Origin of the sequence: Algoriphagus sp., from assembly GCF_013373065.1 — a bacterium.
Taxonomy (GTDB): domain Bacteria; phylum Bacteroidota; class Bacteroidia; order Cytophagales; family Cyclobacteriaceae; genus Algoriphagus.
On the sequence record NZ_JABXIN010000012.1, the window covers coordinates 30,984 to 49,672 of the forward strand.

The window sequence follows — 18,689 nt, forward strand, 5'->3', positions numbered from 1 at the left end:
GTTAAATGGTTTCTAAAGTAAAATCGAGTTTTAAAGTTATCATTTTTTGGCTTCAAAAAACAATGAGTCCTTTTAGATTTTTTTGAAAAATTCAGCATTTAAGCACTGAATCGGCCAATTTTTACATGAACGGAAACTTTTTCGTCCATCTAAAAGAACCTACCCCCTTAATAACTCGCCCCTAAGGTTTGGATTTTTTTCGGAAATCAAAAAGAATTTTCTTCAAGATTACCCATCTCAGGAATTATTAGATTCTTTTTTTTAACTATTTAAATCAAATCCTTGGGATTTAGATAAAATTTCCGCCAATCCTCTGATTTGGTGAATCGGCCAAAAGCTTAATACCGCAAACTTTTTAAATAAGCAATGCTCTTCGGTAAGGCTTCCAATTCGTTTTCGCTCTCATCTTCAATAAACATATGCTTGATCCCAATTCGATTTGCTTCCTTCAATATCGAAACAAAATCCAGCTCACCTTCTCCGAGGGGAACATCATTCTCGGGACCTGTCAAGCCAGTTAAATTTTTGGGCGCTCCTTTTCTAAAGTCTTTCAGATGTAGGGATACCCAGCGATCCCCGTATTTCCGGAGAAGTTCTGCAGGGTTTCCACCTCCGAAGTATGTCCACATTACATCCATTTGCAATTTGACATATTCTGAATCTGTTTTTTCAATCAAATACTCTAACAAAGTAGCATCTCCATAAGGCTGGAATTCATAACCATGCACGTGATATTTAAATGTAATTCCGTTTTCCTTCAGCACTTTACCAGCCTGATTAAAAACTTGGATAGCCCGATCTGCATCGGCTTTCGAAAATCCCCCTACCTTGTGGGGAATCCAGGCACACATCACATAGTCAGCCCCCAAGGCTTTCACTCGATCTGCTACTGCCTGAGGATCTTTTTCCAATTGCTCAAAGCCAGTCCCCGTCGATGGAATCGAAATACCTCGTTCGGCACACATTTGCTTAAAATCTTCTGGACTAACACCCGCTGGAGCTCCCCCTTCAAATTCGGTAAACCCTAAGCTTTGAATAATATCAAGTGTCTCTTCTACTCCATTTTCCCAATGGTTTCGGAATGTATAAGAGGCTATTCCAAGCGGAACTTGAAATATAGGGTCTCCTTTTTTCTGAGCATTTGTGTGGAAAGTTTGAAAGAAAAAGAGGAAAAGGACTGGGATAAGCATCCAGGAATTCTTCATAGGTAAGGTTATTTTAGTTTTAGCAACTTTTTATAAGTTCATCTTTTTTAATTCCTCGACTGCAAAATTTGCCGCCCTAGCGGTTAAAGTCATAAACATCAAGGTGGGATTTTGAGTACTGGTACTAGTCATACAAGCGCCATCTGTCACAAATACATTGGGACATGCATGCAATTGATTATGCTTATTTAATAGTGAAGTCTTTGGATCTTTACCCATACGGACGCCTCCCATTTCATGAATATCTGATCCCGGAGGTGCTCCCGAATCGCTCACATCAATATTGGTGAATCCCATCCGTTCGTACATTTCATATTGTTGCTGAAGGAAATCCGCTGTCATTTTATCGTCATTTTCAGTCCATTCTACAGACATGATGATTTTTGGAATCCCGTATTTATCGGTTTCAGTCTCACTTAAACGCATATGATTGGATTCAATAGGGATTACTTCACCTTGCATCCAAGCTGCCATTCCCCAAACACCATATTTTCTGTTGAGGATATTATCTCTTAGCTGATGGCCAATTCCTGAAGTATCAGAATCTATTCTTCTACTGCCAGACATTCCTATAGCATATCCCCTTAGGAAATCAGTCTCTTGTTTGTAGACATTTCTAAAGCGTGGCACATATGCATGACCAGGATGCCTTCCCTCAGTTGCTTGGTCAAAAAAGCCTTCGAAAGTTGCATAGCCTTTTCCCCTATAGTTATGACAAGCCATAAATTTTCCCATCAAACCATTATCATTTCCGAGACCGTTTGGAAAACGTGAGGATTTAGAGTTTAGTAGGATGGCATTGGTGTTAATCGTTGAAGCATTGACAAAAATGACTTTCGCATAAAACTCCATCGCTTCCTTGGTGTGCCGATCGATAATTCGGACCCCAATTGCTTTCCCTTTTTCTTCATCATATAAAATGGACTCCACGACAGAATCCGGACGAACAGTAAGATTTCCCGTTTTTTCGGCCCATGGAAGCGTCGCTGCATTAGCAGAAAAATAGCCACCATAGATACAACCTCTGTTGCACATATTTTGATGCTGACATTTGTTTCTCCCCTGCTGTTTATGGATTTCCTGAGGATCAGTCAAATGCGCACATCTTCCTTGGATCAAATAGCGGTCTCCATATATCTTTTTGAGCTGCTCGCTGTAGTACTTTTCTACGCAGCTTAATTCAAAGCCGGGTTGGACAATCTGATCAGGCAATACATCCAACCCGTCCTTCGATCCACAAAACCCAACAAAGGTTTCTACATGTTTATACCAAGGCTCCAAGTCTTTGTACCGAATAGGCCAATCAACAGCATAGCCATCACGAGCTGGACCTTCGAGATCAAAATCAGACCATCGCTGAGTCCCCCTGGCCCACAGCAAGGATTTCCCACCAACATGGTAGCCTCTAAACCAACGAAAAGGTTTTTCTTCAATGTACGGCTGTTCATCTTCCGCTAAAGCCCAATGCATAGTCTCTTCTCGACCCCATCGAGCTGCTCCGATTCCAGAACGCTTTTCGATGGGAACCGTTCCTCTAAACTCAAATTCCCAAGGGGCTTTGGATGCGGTCGGATAATCTTCAATGTGCCGCACCATGCGTCCTCTTTCAAGAACTAAGGTTTTTAGTCCGTTTTCACAAAGTTCTTTTGCAGCCCAACCTCCACTCGCTCCCGATCCTATTACAATGGCATCATATGTGTTTTGGGCTTGGGCTTTCAGATTGAGATTTGACATTTTCTAAATTGTTGGAATGAAATATGGGAAAAGCAAAATAAAACCTGGTAAATATTCCAGTGAAATGAATATAAATGGTTGAAATATTCTTTAAATCAAAATATCCATTCTAAAGCTCTAAAAACAAAAACGGGAAGCAACCTTTCGATTACTTCCCGTTCCACAACCTAACAACCGTAATTGTTAAATCGCGCCAAGCTACAGTTCGTGGCTCCATCTGTTGACCAGTAGGAAGCCTTTAATCTGAAGCTACTCCGAAGAGTATTCCCAACTGAACCACCATGTCGTGTTTCTGCAGTTGCCTGTCTCAACCTTACTCCGAAAAGCAAGGCCCTTCACACCTGATGCCCAGGAAAACCTTTGACAGCTTTCGAATGGGTGGATCTGATGACACTTCTGCGGCTTACCCGTTTCAAACTATCCTTTGCAGGATAGTTCCTTCGTGCCTGATGACATTGAAGCCGAAGCCTCTCTGTTCGTTGATTCATATGCCTTGCTTACCTAGTTATAAACCGAAGTCTACAACAAGCCCAACTGAATTATCAGTCAGTGGCAGCGACAGATTACTTGAATTAGTCCGAAGACTTCCCCAAGCTCAACACATCTTGACAGCACTTCTGCGGTTACCCATTTCAGAAATTCACTCGAAGTGAATTCCCCTTTGTGCCTGATCCCAAACTTTCAAACCAAGACCCGGAACGTTTTCCGACCATTTATCTCTCACTTGGTAATATCAAATTTGAGCAAGATTTCATAAGAATACAAGTTTTTAAAATTTTATTTTCCCACAATTTATCACGACAAAATTTATGGTATTTCAACAGATTATTAACAAAATCCAGTCACTTATCCACAAATGAGAAAATTAGATGATTTCCATCAGAAAAATTTAAGAAAAACCACTGATTAGCTCCATTGGTTACCGGGTTTTGAATAGAAAAAATCCTACTTAACTGGCTAAAAACTTTTGGATTATTTAACTCGAAAGAAGAATCAAAGACTTTTTTCAAGTAATGGCTTAAAAAAATTTAAATAAAACTCTAAAACACACTCCTTTTTATACTTTTGAGCGGATACCGATTCGATTTCCTTCCGAATCTGAAAAAACACCCATAAATCCCATTTCAGGATTTATTTGACGTTTGGGAATTAAAACCTTCCCTCCTGCTTTTTCCACTCGACTCAATTCCTGTGCACAATCCTCCGTAAAAAAATAAATCAGAATTCCGGAATGTGAACTTGGCGCGTAAAAATCTCGATGAAAGACCAAACTGCCTGAAGCACCATCCCTTCCCTCTTCAGATGGAAACAACGCCATTTGAAAATCGCCCAAATCCTGATGATTCAACTGACAATCAAATACCTCCTCATAAAATTTGATGGCCCGTCTCATATCTGTAACAGGAATTTCAAACCAACTAATTCTAACTGACTTCATGACTTAAGATCAAAAGTGTAAAAATTAAACTTAAACCCGAATCAGCTTGATCGGGTAAGTTTTACCGGCATTCCATTGACAGACATAAATATTATCATCTTGATCTATGCACACATCATGACAATGCTTAAATACGGGGTCGGATTGCACCATCAGTTGCAATTCCCCATTTCTATATTCAGGAGCTGTTCCTCCTGGGTTTGAAACTACCTGATTATTCTTATCAAGAATGGTAACAAACCCAGAATTATCCATCTGCTCCAAATATTTTAATCTGGACCAACATACGCCGGCATAGAGATTTTCCCCGTGGATTACCGGACGACAAACGAAAGCCCCAGGAAGAAAAATCGTCTCCAAATACTTTCCATCCATGGAAAACCTTTTGAAAGAATTATGTCCTCTTGAGGTACAAATCAAAGTAGGCTCCTTACCACCGCGCTGATCTACAGTGATCCCATGGGCAGTTTTGAATTCAGCATCACCATGACCATCTCCACCAAATTTTCGGATAAAATTCCCTTTTGAATCATAGTGTAAGAAAAATTGAGATCCATAGCCGTCGGCAATGTATAAATCCCCGTTTGGCGCAACGGCTGTCTCAGTAGGCGTCCAGCGCATCCCCTCCTCATAGATTCCTGCTTTTATCGGATTAGTCACTTCTGACACGACTGTTCCCTTCAAGGTGGTTTTTACCACACGTCCTCCATTATCTACAATCCACAAGTATTCAGCGTCACCTTCATCCACTAGCGTGAGTCCATGTGCCGCCTTCAATCCCAGTGTCCAAGTCCCCAATAACTTCCCGGACTGATCATAAATAATCACATTATTTCTAGGTTCATCTGTCAATAAGATCATTCTTCCTTTTCGATCCATGACCATTTCATGACAGTTCACAACCGGGAATTTTTCGGGATCTAAATTTCCCCACTTCATATCTACTTTATATCGGAAGTCTCCGTGACCCAAAATTTTATCTTGAGCTGCAAAAAGTGAAAAATCGGGTTTAAGGCTCATAGCAAGTCCAATCAGTGAGGTCTTTTGAATAAAATTCCTACGTGAATTCATAGCATAGTTTCTTTCAAGTTAAGTGAAATGAATTTCAAATGGAAACTGGTGAAAAAAGTTTCTGGGTGAAAAAATACCCCATTCTCAATTTTAGAGAAGGCTGTTGACCTATTTCAATTTATCGTCAACTAGAAAGAGCTACTTTTTTGAATTACCAAGAATCAATATCTTAAAAGAAAAAAATAGCCATGAATCTCAAGCACTTCACCTTAACGCCAGTCCTTTACTTATTTTTCCATCTAGCATTTGCTCAGGAAATTGCCATTCAAACCTACTCCCTTCGAAATCAACTTCCCGAAGATCCAGTTAAATACTACAAGATGATTGCTGATTGGGGAATCTATGCCATTGAGGGAGGTGGGCAATATGGGCTTTCGGATGCCGAATATGAGCAGCTTTTTGCAGATAAGAGACTCCGAATCGTCGGAGTAGGTGCCGATTACAATCAATTACTGCGGGACCCGACCCCGATTATCGCTGAGGCCAAAAAACAAGGTGTCAAATACGCAACCTGCTATTGGATTCCTCATCAGGAAGGACCGATTTCTTTGGATGAAATCAAAGTGGCAACAGCACTTTTCAATGAGGTTGGAAAAGACTTTCAGGAGGAAGGAATCACCTTATTGTATCATCCCCATGGTTATGAGTTTGCTCCTGCTGGAAAAGGCGTTGTTATGGATTGGATGTTAGAAAATGCAGAAAATTTTGCCTTTAATATGGATGTTTATTGGGTAAAAATGGGCGGAGGGGATCCTTTGAAAATTATGAAAAAGCACAAAGGAAAATTCCCTATGCTTCATTTGAAAGACCGGAAAATAGGCACTCCAAATTCCGAGGATGGACATGGAGACGTTGAGACTAATGTAGTATTGGGAACAGGAGATGTAGGAATTGAAAAAATAATAAAGGAAGCCCAAAAGCAGGGTACCGCCTTTTTGGTTATCGAAGATGAAAGCAGCCGATCTGTAGAGCAAATTCCCCAATCAGTCGCATTCATCAAACAAGTAATAGGCTCTAACTAAAACAAAAAGAGGACGAATCGAAAAGTCCTCTTTTTTTATCTACACCCCAAAGAGGCTAGGAAGCCAAAGACTGATTTGCGGAAATAGCATTATTAAAATCAAGGCTAAAATCATCGCAAAAAAGAAGGGAAGCAATGGTTTAAGTACTTTTTGAATACTCGTTTGTGCCACTCCCACACCTATAAAAAGTATTGAGCCTACAGGTGGAGTACAAAGGCCGATACACAAATTCAAAACCATCATAATCCCAAAATGAACAGGATCCACGCCAAGTTTTGTAACTATAGGGAGAAAAATCGGAGTGAAAATCAAAACAGCTGGAGTCATATCCATAAACACTCCAACAAATAGGAGAATCAAATTAATCATGATCAAAATGACCACAATATTATCACTCAAAGAAAGTAGCGAATTTGCTATTTGTTGAGGAATTTCTTCGGCGGACATTACCCAAGACATCGCCATTGAGGTTGCAATCAGCAACATCACCACAGCCGTAGTTTCTGCAGACTTCAGCAAAACTGATGGAAGTTGAGAAACTTTCAGTTCCTTGTAAATCAGAGAAAGCCCCAAGGCATACAAAACAGCAATTGCTGAAGCCTCTGTGGCTGTAAAAACTCCAGCCACAATTCCTCCGATCACCACGATTAGTAAAAACAAACTAGGAATAGCTTTCCAAAAGGTGGAAAGCAAATGCTTAAAGGAAGAAGATTCACCGGAAGGCAGTTTTTTGATTTTCACCAAAATAGCTGCTGTAATCATTAGCATCAATCCCACCAAGAGCCCTGGAATATAGCCCGCCACAAATAAAGCAGCCACTGAAACCCCTCCAGAAGCTAAAGAATAGACAATGAGCACATTAGAAGGCGGAATGACCAACCCAGTTGTGGAGGAAGTGATGTTTACAGCTGCCCCAAGTTCTTTTGGATATCCTTCCTTCTCCATTCTTTTACCCAAAATTCCTCCCATGGAAGAAGCCGCGGCCACTGCCGAACCTGCTATGGCCCCCATCAGCATCGCAGCAATCACATTGACATGTAAAAGCCCTCCTGGTAACCTTCCAGTCAAAGCTTTCGCAAATTCAATTAATCGGTTTGCAATCCCTCCCCTGTTCATCAACTCGCCTGCAAGTATAAAAAATGGAATTGCCAATAAGGAAAAGCTGTCTAGGCCTGTTCCCATTCGTTGAGCGATGGTAGTAGCTGCAGGCAAAGCAGAAACAGTTACTAAAAGTGTAAGCAAGCTAGACAGACCCAAACTCCAAGCTACAGGCACGCCGATTCCCAGAAAGAATAAAAAAGAAATAACTAAAACCAGAACACTTAACGTCTCCATATCAAAAAGTCTTTTTGGGGTTTTTCAATTGATAAATCGCCAAAATTTGGTAATAAATCACTAAAAGTCCACTAAGGGGAATAATGGCATACACATAGGCTAATGGGATTTTTAATGCTGCAGAAGTTTGTCCTAATGTAAAGGTGATAAATACCAAATTACTCCCTCCTATCACCATGGCGGCCAGCGCAAAAAGAAGTACAAAAAGGTGGATCAAAATTTTGGTTTTGAGGATTTGAGAATTAGTCATTTTACTCAAAACAATATCTATGGCTAGATGCTGATCCTTTCCAGCCACATAGGCTGCCCCCAGCATTCCAACCCAAATCAACATGTATCGGGCAAGTTCGTCTGTAAAAGAACTGGGATTTTGAAAAACATATCTGGACACCACCTGCCAAGTCACATTAATCACCATTAAGGCCATCAATCCCACCAATGCGGAAGCAATGAGTCGATCAATTTGACTTTTCCATTTTAAAGAAAACAGCTCACTCATTCGATGTCCTGGATTTCTTGTATGATTTCATAAATTTCCGGTTCCTCAGTCTTTAAAGATTCATAAACTGAGCTGACTGCCTTTCGAAAGGGTTCCTTATTGGGATAGGAAATTACAACTCCCGCTTTTTCCAATTCCTCGAGTGATTTTTGAGTCGAAGCAGCCCAAAGTTTATATTGATATTCAGCTGACTCATCGGCTGCTTCTTGCAACCAAACCTGTTCTTCCGGACTCAAGCTTTCCCAAACTTTTGTACTTACAATTACCACATCCGGCAAAGCGGTATGCTCATCCAGGGAATAATAACTACAAACTTCATAATGCTTGGAAGTATAAAGACTTGGTGGATTGTTTTCAGCTCCGTCTACAATTCCCTGCTGAAGTGCTGTATACAATTCACCATAGGCAACAGGAGTAGGTGAACCACCCATCGCTCGAACCATATTGGTCGCCATATTAGACTCCATCACACGAACTTTCAAACCCTTCAAATCCTCAGGACTCTCAATTGGCTTATCTTTAGAATAAAAGCTTCGCTTGCCGGCATCATAGTAACACAGTCCTCTCAACCAATATTTTTGACCATCTAAGAGTAATTTTTTTCCGATTTCCCCTTTCAGCACCTTGTTTAAGTGCTCATCGTCACGAAACAAAAATGGCACACCCAACACTTGCATCATGGGAGCAAAGCCTTCCAAAGCAGCTGAGGATACTTTTGTCATACCCAAACTTCCAATTTGAAGCAGTTCTACCAGTTCTCGTTCTGTTCCTAATTGTTGGTTGGGATAAACTTTTATTTTCAATCTCCCACCTGATTTTTCCTCCACTCTTTCCGCTAAAAAAAGCATCGCTTCATGAACGGGGTGAGACGTCACCAAGGCATGCCCCATTTTAATCACCCGGACATTGGAAGGGCCAGAACAGGAAACCCCTATAAAAAACGAAAACAGAAGAACCCAAAACGCTTTTCTAGCTAGCATCATTAAAATTTAACTCACTAAACAATAATACACTTTTTAGAAGATTATTGGCAGAAGAATTACGGAATCGGCTTTGAAAGCCTATCCAGGTCCCACAGGATAGGATTTATTTTACCAATAAAAGGAGATCAGCTTGAGCTTTCCTTACTTAACCTTTATTTTTCTCAAAAGCCTTCTATCTTGCTTTTTCATTTTAGCCCAAGAATCTCCACCATGAAAAACAGAAGTTTAAAGATAGATCCCAGTGATAATGTTGGAGTAGCTCTTCAGGATTTACCAAAGGGTGAGCCGATTGAAATGGGTGAAACAAATCTCCTGCTTCAAGATGAGGTTCCGGCAAAACACAAGTTTGCATTGGAAGACCTAGCAACGGGAGACTCGGTTATCATGTATGGGGTTATAGTGGGAAAAGTGACAAACCCTATCCCAAAAGGAGGGCTATTGAGTACGGAAAACATCAAGCATGATAGTGCTCAATTCGGTAGAAAAAAAATTAACTATACCTGGAATTCGCCTTCCTTGGATCGATTTAAAAACAGAACCTTTGACGGTTTCCATCGATCCGATGGGCAGGTGGGAACGGCTAATTATTGGTTAGTCATTCCTTTGGTTTTTTGTGAAAACAGAAATGTTGAAGTAATTCGAAATGCTTTTTTGGAAGAATTGGGTTACGCCAAACCAAATCCATATAAAGGCCTGGTCAAAGGACTTGTAGAAGAATATCAAAGTGGAAAAAAAGAATCGGATTTTACTTTTGAGGCTTTTTCCAATCCAAAAAGTCAGCAACTATTTCCACAAGTTGATGGCATCAAATTCTTAACTCATCAGGGAGGATGTGGAGGCACTCGTCAAGATGCGGAGGCTTTGTGTGCCTTGCTTGCCGGGTATATTCATAATCCCAATGTGGCAGGAGCCACTGTCTTGAGTTTGGGTTGCCAACATGCCCAGGCAGCTATTTTGAAAGAAAAACTTCAGTTAATTAATCCGGGTTTTGATAAACTCCTGTTTGTCTTTGAACAGCAAAAGGAAGGAACTGAAGCAGAATTATTAGCAAAAGCTATTGAAAAAACCTTTTGGGGTTTGGTCGCTGCCAATAAATTGGAAAGAAAGCCAGCTCCGCTGAGCAAATTATCTATTGGACTGGAATGCGGGGGATCAGATGGATTTTCAGGTATTTCGGCCAATCCTGTTCTCGGCCATGTTTCGGACCTGGTGGTCGGCTTGGGCGGAAAAGCGGTATTATCTGAGTTCCCGGAACTATGTGGAGTAGAGCAAAATCTAATCGATCGCTGTGTCGATGATCAAATAGCCTCCCGTTTCACAGAATTAATGCGCGCTTATGCAAATGCCGCAGAAAAAGTAGGTTCGGGTTTTGATATGAATCCTTCTCCGGGAAATATCAAGGATGGATTAATCACCGACGCCATTAAATCCTGTGGGGCCGCCAAAAAAGGTGGAACTTCTCCTGTGGCAGATGTTTTGGATTATGGAGAGTATTTAAAAAAGCCAGGACTTTCACTCCTATGTACACCGGGAAATGATGTTGAAAGTACCACGGCAATGGCTGGTTCAGGATGCAATATTATCCTTTTCACAACCGGATTGGGAACCCCCACTGGCAATCCCATTACCCCAGTCATCAAAGTTTCAACCAATCAGCAATTAGCCCATCGTATGCCCGATATCATTGATTTTGATGCCGGCCCCATTATCTCAGGAGAGAAAACCATTGAGGAAATGGGGGAAGAATTACTTGAGGAAATAATTTTGGTTGCTAGTGGAAAAAAATCCACAAAAGCCATGGATTTGGACCAAAATGACTTTATTCCTTGGAAACGTGGAGTTTCTCTTTAATTGAGCCATGCAGTCCGAAAACCCTATACAAATCCTCCAGATTGGAAACGGTAATTTCCTCCGAGGCTTCCTCGACTGGATGATCGATATTGCACATGAAAAAGACGTTTTCAATGGAAAAATCCATACTATTCAAATTCATTCGAAGGAAGAAGACCCTCGAATGCAAAGGCAAAAGAATCGGTTTCATGTTTGGGAAGCAGGCATAGCAAACGGAAAGAAAGTCGATCAATTAAAAGAAATTACCTGCGTTTCGGATTATTCCTGTGTGTATAAAAGCTTTGAGGCTTTTCTTCAACTTGCTGAAAACCCAGACCTCCAGTTTGTAATTTCTAATACTACAGAAGCTGGGATTGAGACAAATGAAGAGGATCAAACTTTTGATTCAATTCCAATAACGTTTCCAGGAAAACTCACCCAATTCCTTTTGCATCGCTTTCATCATTTTAACGGTGATTCCAAAAGGGGGCTGATTTTTTTGCCCTGTGAACTCATCGAAAAAAATGGTCAAAGCTTAAAAAGCAGTATTCTTTGGTATGCTGATTTATGGGGATTGGAAGCGGGATTTTCAAACTGGATTAATCAGGCCTGTACGTTCTGTGATACTTTAGTGGATCGAATAGTACCGGGATTCCCAAAGGCGAATTATGCCGAAATTGCTCCGAGACTTGATTTCGAAGATGAATTACTCGTAATGGCTGAGCCTTTTCATTTTTGGGCAATCAAAGGTCCGGAATGGCTACCACAGGTTTTTCCTTTAGATCAGGCTGGATTGAATGTCAAATTCGTCAAAGACCTCGGCCCTTTCCAAACTCGAAAAGTTCGGATTTTAAACGGAGCCCATACAGCCTTAGTGCCTTTCGCATACCTGCAAGGATTTAGAACAGTCCGGGAATGTGTGGAAAATGCAGAAATTGAGAATTGGCTAAAAGCGCTGCTTTTCCAAGAAATCATTCCAAGTCTCGATGGAAGAAAAGATGAACTGGAAAGCTATTCAGAAGATATCTTGGAGCGATTTGCCAACCCTTTTATCAGACATGAGCTTCAATCCATTGCACTCAATAGCATTTCAAAATTTAAGGTTCGAGTTCTTCCATCTATGCTCGATTTCCATCAAAAATTTGGCAAATGGCCAGTGAGATTACTCGAAGCGTTTGCTGCTATTATACTTTTTTACAAAGGGAATTTCAAAAGAACTACGCTACCAGTAAAAGATCTCCCATCAGTAACTTCATTTTTTCAAAATACTTGGAAAAATCCAGATCCAAATAAACTCATTCACGAAGTATTGGGGAATAAGGACTTATGGGGTGAAGACTTAAACTCGTATCATGGGCTAACCCTAGAATTAACTCAAGCCTTGGAAGGGTTAAAATTGAAATTAGGCAGACTTTAGGGTAATTGGATCCTGTCGGAGCAAGCGAACTAAGGCTCTATATAATTCAGGTTTACGTTCTCTGAATAATTCTGGCCTCTCAAAAAAGTTTTCCAAAACAACCGCGAAAAATTCATGGGAATCCTCCCCGCCCCTTTCGCGAAAAAAATCATCAGTTCGAGATTTGATAAACTCCTTTTCTTGTTGTGCCAATTCTTGGTATTCCTCCCAAATAACAGGATGGAAAAAATCACTCTCTCCATTGTATCGAATCTGATTTTCCAATTTCAAGGCATGCGCGACTTCATGAATTCCTAAATTCACTCCATCCTCATAGTCTGCCAATCCCCTTGCAAAACAAGACCAGGAAAGAACAATAATTCCTAATCGTGGATTTACTTCCCCACGGTGATAGGCTTTAGAAATATTGGAAAAATAGGTATCAGAATAAACCAAGATTTTCTTGAAATGGCTGAGCTGAACATCTGGAAGCCCAAAAGTGACCTGTACCATTGTAGCTCCAATCAAAACGCTCATTTCAGGACTAACATCTCGTAGGTTCCCCCGGGCAATAAATTTCTTTTCAGTCAAAAGAAACTCCAAACGTCCCCTGAATTCTTTCTGATGAATAGGGCGAAGTTGGGAATAGTAAGGAAAATACGAATTGAGAATCTCCAATTCTTTTTTAGACAAACGATGGTGAAAAATTGCTCTCCAAGCCCTCCAAATCCCTTCAGAGACCAAGTTTAATAGCTCTATTAAAAACATAAACAAAGGAAAAAAAGGTAGCTGAAAATTCAACTACCTTTCTAATTAATTTTATCGAGCGTAATTCACAGCTCGCATTTCCCGAATCACGGTGATTTTTATCTGACCCGGATACTGCATTTCTTTTTCAATCTTTTGGGAAATATCAAAGGAAAGCTTGCTTGCCGTTTGATCGTCTACATTTTCTGCATCTACCAAAACCCGCAATTCACGACCGGCTTGCATCGCGAAGCATTTATTGACCCCATCAAAGCTCAAGGCTAATTCTTCAAGCTCTTTAAGTCGCTTGATATAGCTATCCATGATTTCGCGACGAGCACCTGGTCTAGAACCTGAAATCGCATCAGAAGCCTGAACAATCGGTGAAATCATGGAAGTCATTTCGATTTCATCATGGTGAGCTCCAATTGCGTTGCAAACCTCAGGGTGTTCTTTATAGCGCTTGGCTAATTCCATCCCAAGGATTGCATGTGGGAGTTCTTGCTCCTCATGCCATACCTTTCCGATATCATGCAGCAAGCCTGCACGCTTGGCAAGTTTCGCATTCAAGCCCATCTCGGCTGCCATGATCGCCGCCAACTTCGCAGTCTCTTTGGAATGCTGAAGTAAGTTCTGACCATAAGAGGATCTGAATCTCATTCGACCAACCATCTTGATCAACTCAGGATGCAATCCGTGAACTCCCAGATCAATACAAGTTCGTTCTCCAATTTCTACAATCTCCTCATCTATATTTTTCTCGGTTTTGGCCACTACTTCTTCAATTCGGGCAGGGTGGATTCGACCATCCTGAACCAAACGATGAAGTGACAATCGAGCGATTTCTCTTCGTACTGGGTCAAAGCCAGAAATAATGATTGCCTCAGGTGTATCGTCTACGATGATTTCTACTCCGGTAGCAGCTTCCAAAGCCCGGATATTTCGACCTTCTCGACCGATGATTTTTCCTTTTATATCGTCACTTTCAATATTGAAAACAGATACGCAGTTTTCAATGGCATGCTCCGTAGCAGTCCGCTGAATGGTATCCAAAACAATCTTCTTTGCCTGCTTCGTTGCAGAAAGTTTCGCTTCATCCAAGATGTCTTTAATTCTGGATGATGCTTTACTTTGAGCCTCATCTGTCAGCATCTGCACCAATTGATCCCGAGCTTCTTCGCGGGTTAATCCAGCGATTTTTTCCAAGTCAGCGATTCGCTGGTTGGTTACCCGATCCAACTCATCTTTCTTAACTTTCACAGCGTGCAATTGCGCATCCAAGTTTTCTTTTTTGCTATCAAGCTCTGCTTCTTTGCGTTTCACTTGCTCCAGCTCTTTGGATAGCTGCTGCTCACGCTGTTTAAGCTTGTTCTCATTGGTAATGAGGATGTTTTTCTTGTGAGAAACCTCCTCATCAAATTCGGACTTAAGTTTCAGGTACTTTTCTTTCGCTTCTAGAATTCGGTCTTTCTTCAAAGACTCAGCAGAAATCTCTGCCTCCCGCAACATGGACTTGACCTTTTCTTTGGTCTCTTCCTCTAATTTTTGATGCTTATTTTTTATCAGAACGCTCGCAAGCGCGGCACCTGCGCCAAGACCCACCAGGCCAGCCAGGATGATATATAAAACTTCTCCCATAGGTATTTTGGTATTTATATGACCTGTAGGGAATCCTAAAAATTCGGAAAATCAGTGGGAATTCAACAATTATAATGCATTGGAAAGCAAGGAATTGATTTGAGCTAAACTTGCACGAATGTGCTCACTATCCTCAGTATTTACCTCATTGGTTTCCAAAGACTCCACCATGCAGTCAAAGGCTACCATTGCCAGTAAATCTTGATTATCATCTAGTCCAAATTCCGATTTATATTTCCTAAGCTTCTCATTTATCAGCTTGCCTGCATGCCGAATTTTGGCTTCGTCTTCCGCTTTTACCCGCATGGGATATTCACGGTCACCGATTTTGATGCGTATAGCAAGTGTCTCCATTTATTCAGATAAATAGGTGATCAGTTGATCAATCTGTTGTATATAATTATTGATTAGTTCACTCATTTCGGCCGAATCCTCTGGATTCACCGTTCGGTTATCCACAATGTTACTAATTTTAATCTTATTTTTAAAATCCTCTACGAGCTGCTCTTTCCGGTCTAAATCAGCCTCTATTTGAGCCAACTTTTCTTTCAACTGACTGTTTTCCGCAGACATTTCTGCAAGTTTTAGACTTGCCTGTCTAGCCAGTTTTTCCAGTTTTTGCAGTTCCTCGTGAATCATTATTTAACTTCTAATGACAGCCCCTACTTCATTTTGAAAAGCCTCCATCAATTTATGCATTGTTTTGTCAATTACCTTGTCGGTCAGGGTTTTTTCCTGATCCTGCAAGTGGAAGCTCAAAGCATAGGCTTTTTTACCTGTCTCAATTTTATCTCCTTGATAAACATCAAACACACCAATGCGCTGAAGAAGTTTCCCTCCTGCTTTTATTGCTACTTGTTTTACTTGATCATAACTCACAGCTTTGTCAAGCACCAAGGAAAGATCTCGGCGAACTTCCGGAAACTTGGAGATTTCCTGATACTTTTTCAATCCGGAAGCTTTTTTGCACATCAAGTCCCAATCCAAGTCCGCATACCAAACTTCTTGACGAACTTCCGTCAGTTTCAAAATGGAATCATCCACTAATCCGACAATCCCCAATTCTTTTTGACCGAGCATCAAACGAAGTCCATAAGTAAACGGAGAAGCTTCCCGCATTTGTACTTCACTCGCCTCCAAGTTTAGCTTTTCCAACACCTTTTCTACCGTAGCATACAAATCCGCAAAGCCAAATGGTTTGGAAGGTTCAATCCAGCTTTCTGCAGCACGATTGCCTGAATGGAAAATTGCCAATCGACGACCCTCTTGGTAACCTTCTTCAGTTTTTTGATAAACCGTTCCAAACTCAAATAATTTCAAATCAGTCTGTCGTCGGTTTATGTTATGAGCCAAAACTTCCAAGCCACTGAAAAGTAGGCTTTGACGCATCACACCTAAGTCTTCGCTAAGTTTATTAAAAATCTCAACATTCAATGATGAGTCCAAGAACCCGGATTTCTCAGCATAAAGAGGCTTTGTCAAACTATTAGTGATAATCTCGTGATAGCCTTGTGCACCGAGACTTTCCGAAAGTCGGTATTGCAATTTGTTCAGATCCTTCACCGGATGCTCGGCCAGGTAATCCGTTTTTAGATTTTCTGAAAGAGCTACCTGCTGGAAACCAAATATTCGAAGAACTTCCTCAATGATATCTGCCTCACGGGTAACGTCCACTCGGTAAGGTTTCACAATCGCTGTAAATCCTTCAGAAGTTTCGTCTTTTAATTGGATATCCAATCCTTCCAAAATTGACCTAACCTGAGCTGGCTCGATTGTCTTGCCTATCAACCGATTGATGTGCCCATAAGTCACCTCTACTTCAAAGTCTGCGATAGGATTCGGGTATTGATCAATAATCTCAGAACAAACCTTCCCTCCTGCAATCTCCTGAAGTAATTTTACTGCCTGCTTTAAGGCATAAACCGGCATATTGGGATCTGTCCCTCGCTCAAACCGGAAGGATGCATCCGTTTTCAAGCCATGGGTTTGCGCCCCTTTTCGAATTACATCCGGAGAGAAGTAAGCAGATTCCAAGAAAATGGAAGTTGTCTGATCCGTCACTCCAGATCCAATCCCTCCAAATATTCCTCCGATACACATCCCCCCCTGCTCATCGCAAATCATCAATTCTTCACCGGAAAGTTTTCTCTCCTTTTCATCCAAGGTGGTAAATTTGGTGTCTTTGGGGAGTTTTTTGACAATGACTTTACCTCCAGAAATCTTATCCGCATCGAAGGCATGCAAGGGCTGCCCTAAATCATGGAGGATAAAATTGGTAATGTCCACTACATTATTAATAGGCTCCATGTCCAAGGCCCGCAAGAAATCCTGAAGCCATTTGGGAGATGGACCCACTTTCAAATCAGTAATCGTAATTCCAGCATATCGGGGGCAATCCTCCGAATCTTCAACCTTGACTGAGATCGCGGGACCGGATGTTTCAATCTTAATTTCAGGTTCTTGATCCAAACACAACTCCCTGCCCAATAAAGCCTTCAAATCCCGAGCAACTCCCAAATGAGAAGCTGCATCGGCTCGGTTGGGTGTAAGCCCAATTTCCAACACATGATCCTTTGTAACTGGGAATAGTTCTGAAGCTGGAGTTCCATTCGGCAAATCCGTATCTAAGACCATAATTCCATCGTGACTACTTCCCAACCCCAACTCGTCCTCGGCACAGATCATTCCTTCAGATACCTGACCTCTAATTTTTGCTTTCTTGATGGTAAACGGATCCCCTTCTGAAGGATACAAGGTTGAACCTACGGTAGCTACCAACACTTTCAGCCCTGCTGTCACATTGGGAGCACCACAAACGATATGAGAAGGGGTATCTGACCCAATATCCACCGTGGTAACACTTAGCTTATCTGCATCCGGGTGTTTTTCACAAGTCAATACCTCCCCGATGACAATTCCTTCCAATCCTCCGGGGATGGAGATAAACTCCTCAATCCCTTCCACTTCCAATCCAGATTGGGTAAGTAGACTGGCTATTTCCTCAGGTGATTCAGTTAGCGCAATGTATTTTTTTAATCGATTGATTGAAATTTTCATAGAATCTGAAATTCAGTGCATATCGCACGGGTCTCAATAAAGAAAAAGGGTTCTAAAACCCTGATTTTTCATGTAAATGACCACAAATTTAAAGGATTTAAACTAGGCCGAAACTGATTACTTGTAATTTTTCTCTCCCGCTTCAATTGGGATTTTCAAAATATTTTCCCGGGGGGGAATAGGACAAGCATAATCCGGATTGTAAGCACAGTATGGATTATAGGCCAAATTAAAATCAATAGTGATACTAGTTTTACCATCTTGACGAACATTGATGTAGCGTCCGCCTCCGTAGGTTTCTCGACTACTCGTCTCATCCGCAAAAGCCAAAAAGAAATTGCGCATATCCGTCTCATCGATGGATTGTAAAAGCAACAGGCGATTTGTCTGCCCCCCTAACTCAAATTCAGCAAAGGAATGTTCGATGTATCGTTCCTTGGACCCATCCGTTAGCGGGACTTCACGAACTCGTTTATCTTCGTTGGGAATCAAACGAGCCTTCACTTTGTAAGCAGGATCAATGGGATAAAAGGTCAATTCTTTAAAGTCCCGCTTTTGTTCTTCAGTCAAAGGGGATTCGATATTATAGCGGATAAATTTGTATTGACGCTCCCGCTCAGCTTCGATTTTTTCAATATAGGTTTCAGGATCTTCAGCGCTGGTAAGTGTATAAATTACTGCTGCGAGTACTACTACAGACACGAAGATGATTAGAATATGGTTTGTTTTCATGA

Annotated in this window: 16 protein-coding genes; 3 read left to right on the plus strand and 13 right to left on the minus strand. The window is 41.2% G+C overall.

The genetic code is table 11. From position 1 onward, the window contains the following. Positions 1-338 precede the first annotated feature (338 nt). From HWE15_RS08220 to HWE15_RS08235, 4 genes are all read right to left on the minus strand, one after another. On the minus strand, positions 339-1,205 hold the full coding sequence (locus HWE15_RS08220) for a sugar phosphate isomerase/epimerase (RefSeq protein WP_290507041.1): 867 nt from the start codon (positions 1,203-1,205) through the stop codon (positions 339-341). Between the two features lie 30 nt (positions 1,206-1,235). Continuing rightward, complete coding sequence (locus HWE15_RS08225; protein ID WP_290507042.1) at positions 1,236-2,939, minus strand: GMC oxidoreductase; 1,704 nt, start codon at positions 2,937-2,939, stop codon at positions 1,236-1,238. Positions 2,940-3,996: 1,057 nt separating this feature from the next. Continuing rightward, positions 3,997-4,377 carry a VOC family protein gene (locus HWE15_RS08230; protein WP_290507043.1) on the minus strand — a complete coding sequence of 127 codons (381 nt, stop codon included), beginning with the start codon at positions 4,375-4,377 and terminating at the stop codon, positions 3,997-3,999. 30 nt (positions 4,378-4,407) lie between these two features. Next, a complete protein-coding gene (locus tag HWE15_RS08235; RefSeq protein WP_290507044.1) occupies positions 4,408-5,397 on the minus strand; it encodes a 6-bladed beta-propeller in 990 nt (329 codons plus the stop codon). 239 nt (positions 5,398-5,636) lie between these two features. Here HWE15_RS08235 and HWE15_RS08240 point away from each other — a divergent pair, with 239 nt between their 5' ends. Next, positions 5,637-6,470 (plus strand): sugar phosphate isomerase/epimerase, encoded by an 834-nt coding sequence (locus HWE15_RS08240; RefSeq protein WP_290507045.1) that lies wholly within the window; start codon positions 5,637-5,639, stop codon positions 6,468-6,470. A gap of 39 nt (positions 6,471-6,509) precedes the next feature. On the opposite strand, the gene HWE15_RS08245 is transcribed toward HWE15_RS08240, so the two are convergent. From HWE15_RS08245 to HWE15_RS08255, 3 genes are read right to left on the minus strand one after another with little or no spacing between them, the layout of a single operon-like run. Beyond that, entirely contained in the window at positions 6,510-7,805 is a 1,296-nt protein-coding gene (locus tag HWE15_RS08245) for a TRAP transporter large permease (RefSeq protein ID WP_290507046.1), read from the minus strand. 1 nt (position 7,806) lies between these two features. Continuing rightward, entirely contained in the window at positions 7,807-8,304 is a 498-nt protein-coding gene (locus tag HWE15_RS08250) for a TRAP transporter small permease (RefSeq protein WP_290507047.1), read from the minus strand. Beyond that, entirely contained in the window at positions 8,301-9,287 is a 987-nt protein-coding gene (locus tag HWE15_RS08255) for a TRAP transporter substrate-binding protein (protein ID WP_290507048.1), read from the minus strand. Before HWE15_RS08255 ends, HWE15_RS08250 begins: the two co-directional genes overlap by 4 nt. A 210-nt stretch (positions 9,288-9,497) precedes the next feature. Between HWE15_RS08255 and HWE15_RS08260 the strand changes: the two genes are divergently transcribed. Further along, the gene (locus HWE15_RS08260; RefSeq protein WP_290507049.1) at positions 9,498-11,138 is read left to right on the plus strand and encodes a UxaA family hydrolase; all 1,641 of its coding nucleotides are present in this window, start codon (positions 9,498-9,500) and stop codon (positions 11,136-11,138) included. Positions 11,139-11,145: 7 nt separating this feature from the next. After that, positions 11,146-12,534: a tagaturonate reductase gene (locus HWE15_RS08265; RefSeq protein WP_290507050.1), complete on the plus strand. Its 1,389-nt coding sequence runs from the start codon at positions 11,146-11,148 to the stop codon at positions 12,532-12,534. On the opposite strand, the gene HWE15_RS08270 is transcribed toward HWE15_RS08265, so the two are convergent. The 6 genes from HWE15_RS08270 to HWE15_RS08295 all read right to left on the minus strand — a co-directional run bounded on the left by HWE15_RS08270 (position 12,520) and on the right by HWE15_RS08295 (position 18,687). Then, a complete protein-coding gene (locus tag HWE15_RS08270; protein WP_290507051.1) occupies positions 12,520-13,281 on the minus strand; it encodes a zinc-dependent peptidase in 762 nt (253 codons plus the stop codon). The two genes, HWE15_RS08265 and HWE15_RS08270, sit on opposite strands and share 15 nt — an antisense overlap. Before the next feature lie 51 nt (positions 13,282-13,332). Then, on the minus strand, positions 13,333-14,898 hold the full coding sequence (gene rny / locus HWE15_RS08275) for a ribonuclease Y (RefSeq protein ID WP_290507052.1): 1,566 nt from the start codon (positions 14,896-14,898) through the stop codon (positions 13,333-13,335). A gap of 69 nt (positions 14,899-14,967) precedes the next feature. Beyond that, complete coding sequence (locus HWE15_RS08280) at positions 14,968-15,252, minus strand: cell division protein ZapA (RefSeq protein WP_290507053.1); 285 nt, start codon at positions 15,250-15,252, stop codon at positions 14,968-14,970. Beyond that, positions 15,253-15,537, minus strand: a complete 285-nt coding sequence (locus tag HWE15_RS08285; RefSeq protein ID WP_290507054.1) for a hypothetical protein — start codon at positions 15,535-15,537, stop codon at positions 15,253-15,255. Positions 15,538-15,540: 3 nt separating this feature from the next. Continuing rightward, the gene (pheT, locus tag HWE15_RS08290; protein ID WP_290507055.1) at positions 15,541-17,955 is read right to left on the minus strand and encodes a phenylalanine--tRNA ligase subunit beta; all 2,415 of its coding nucleotides are present in this window, start codon (positions 17,953-17,955) and stop codon (positions 15,541-15,543) included. Between the two features lie 117 nt (positions 17,956-18,072). Then, positions 18,073-18,687 carry a DUF1684 domain-containing protein gene (locus HWE15_RS08295; RefSeq protein WP_290507056.1) on the minus strand — a complete coding sequence of 205 codons (615 nt, stop codon included), beginning with the start codon at positions 18,685-18,687 and terminating at the stop codon, positions 18,073-18,075. Between the last annotated feature and the right edge of the window lie 2 nt (positions 18,688-18,689).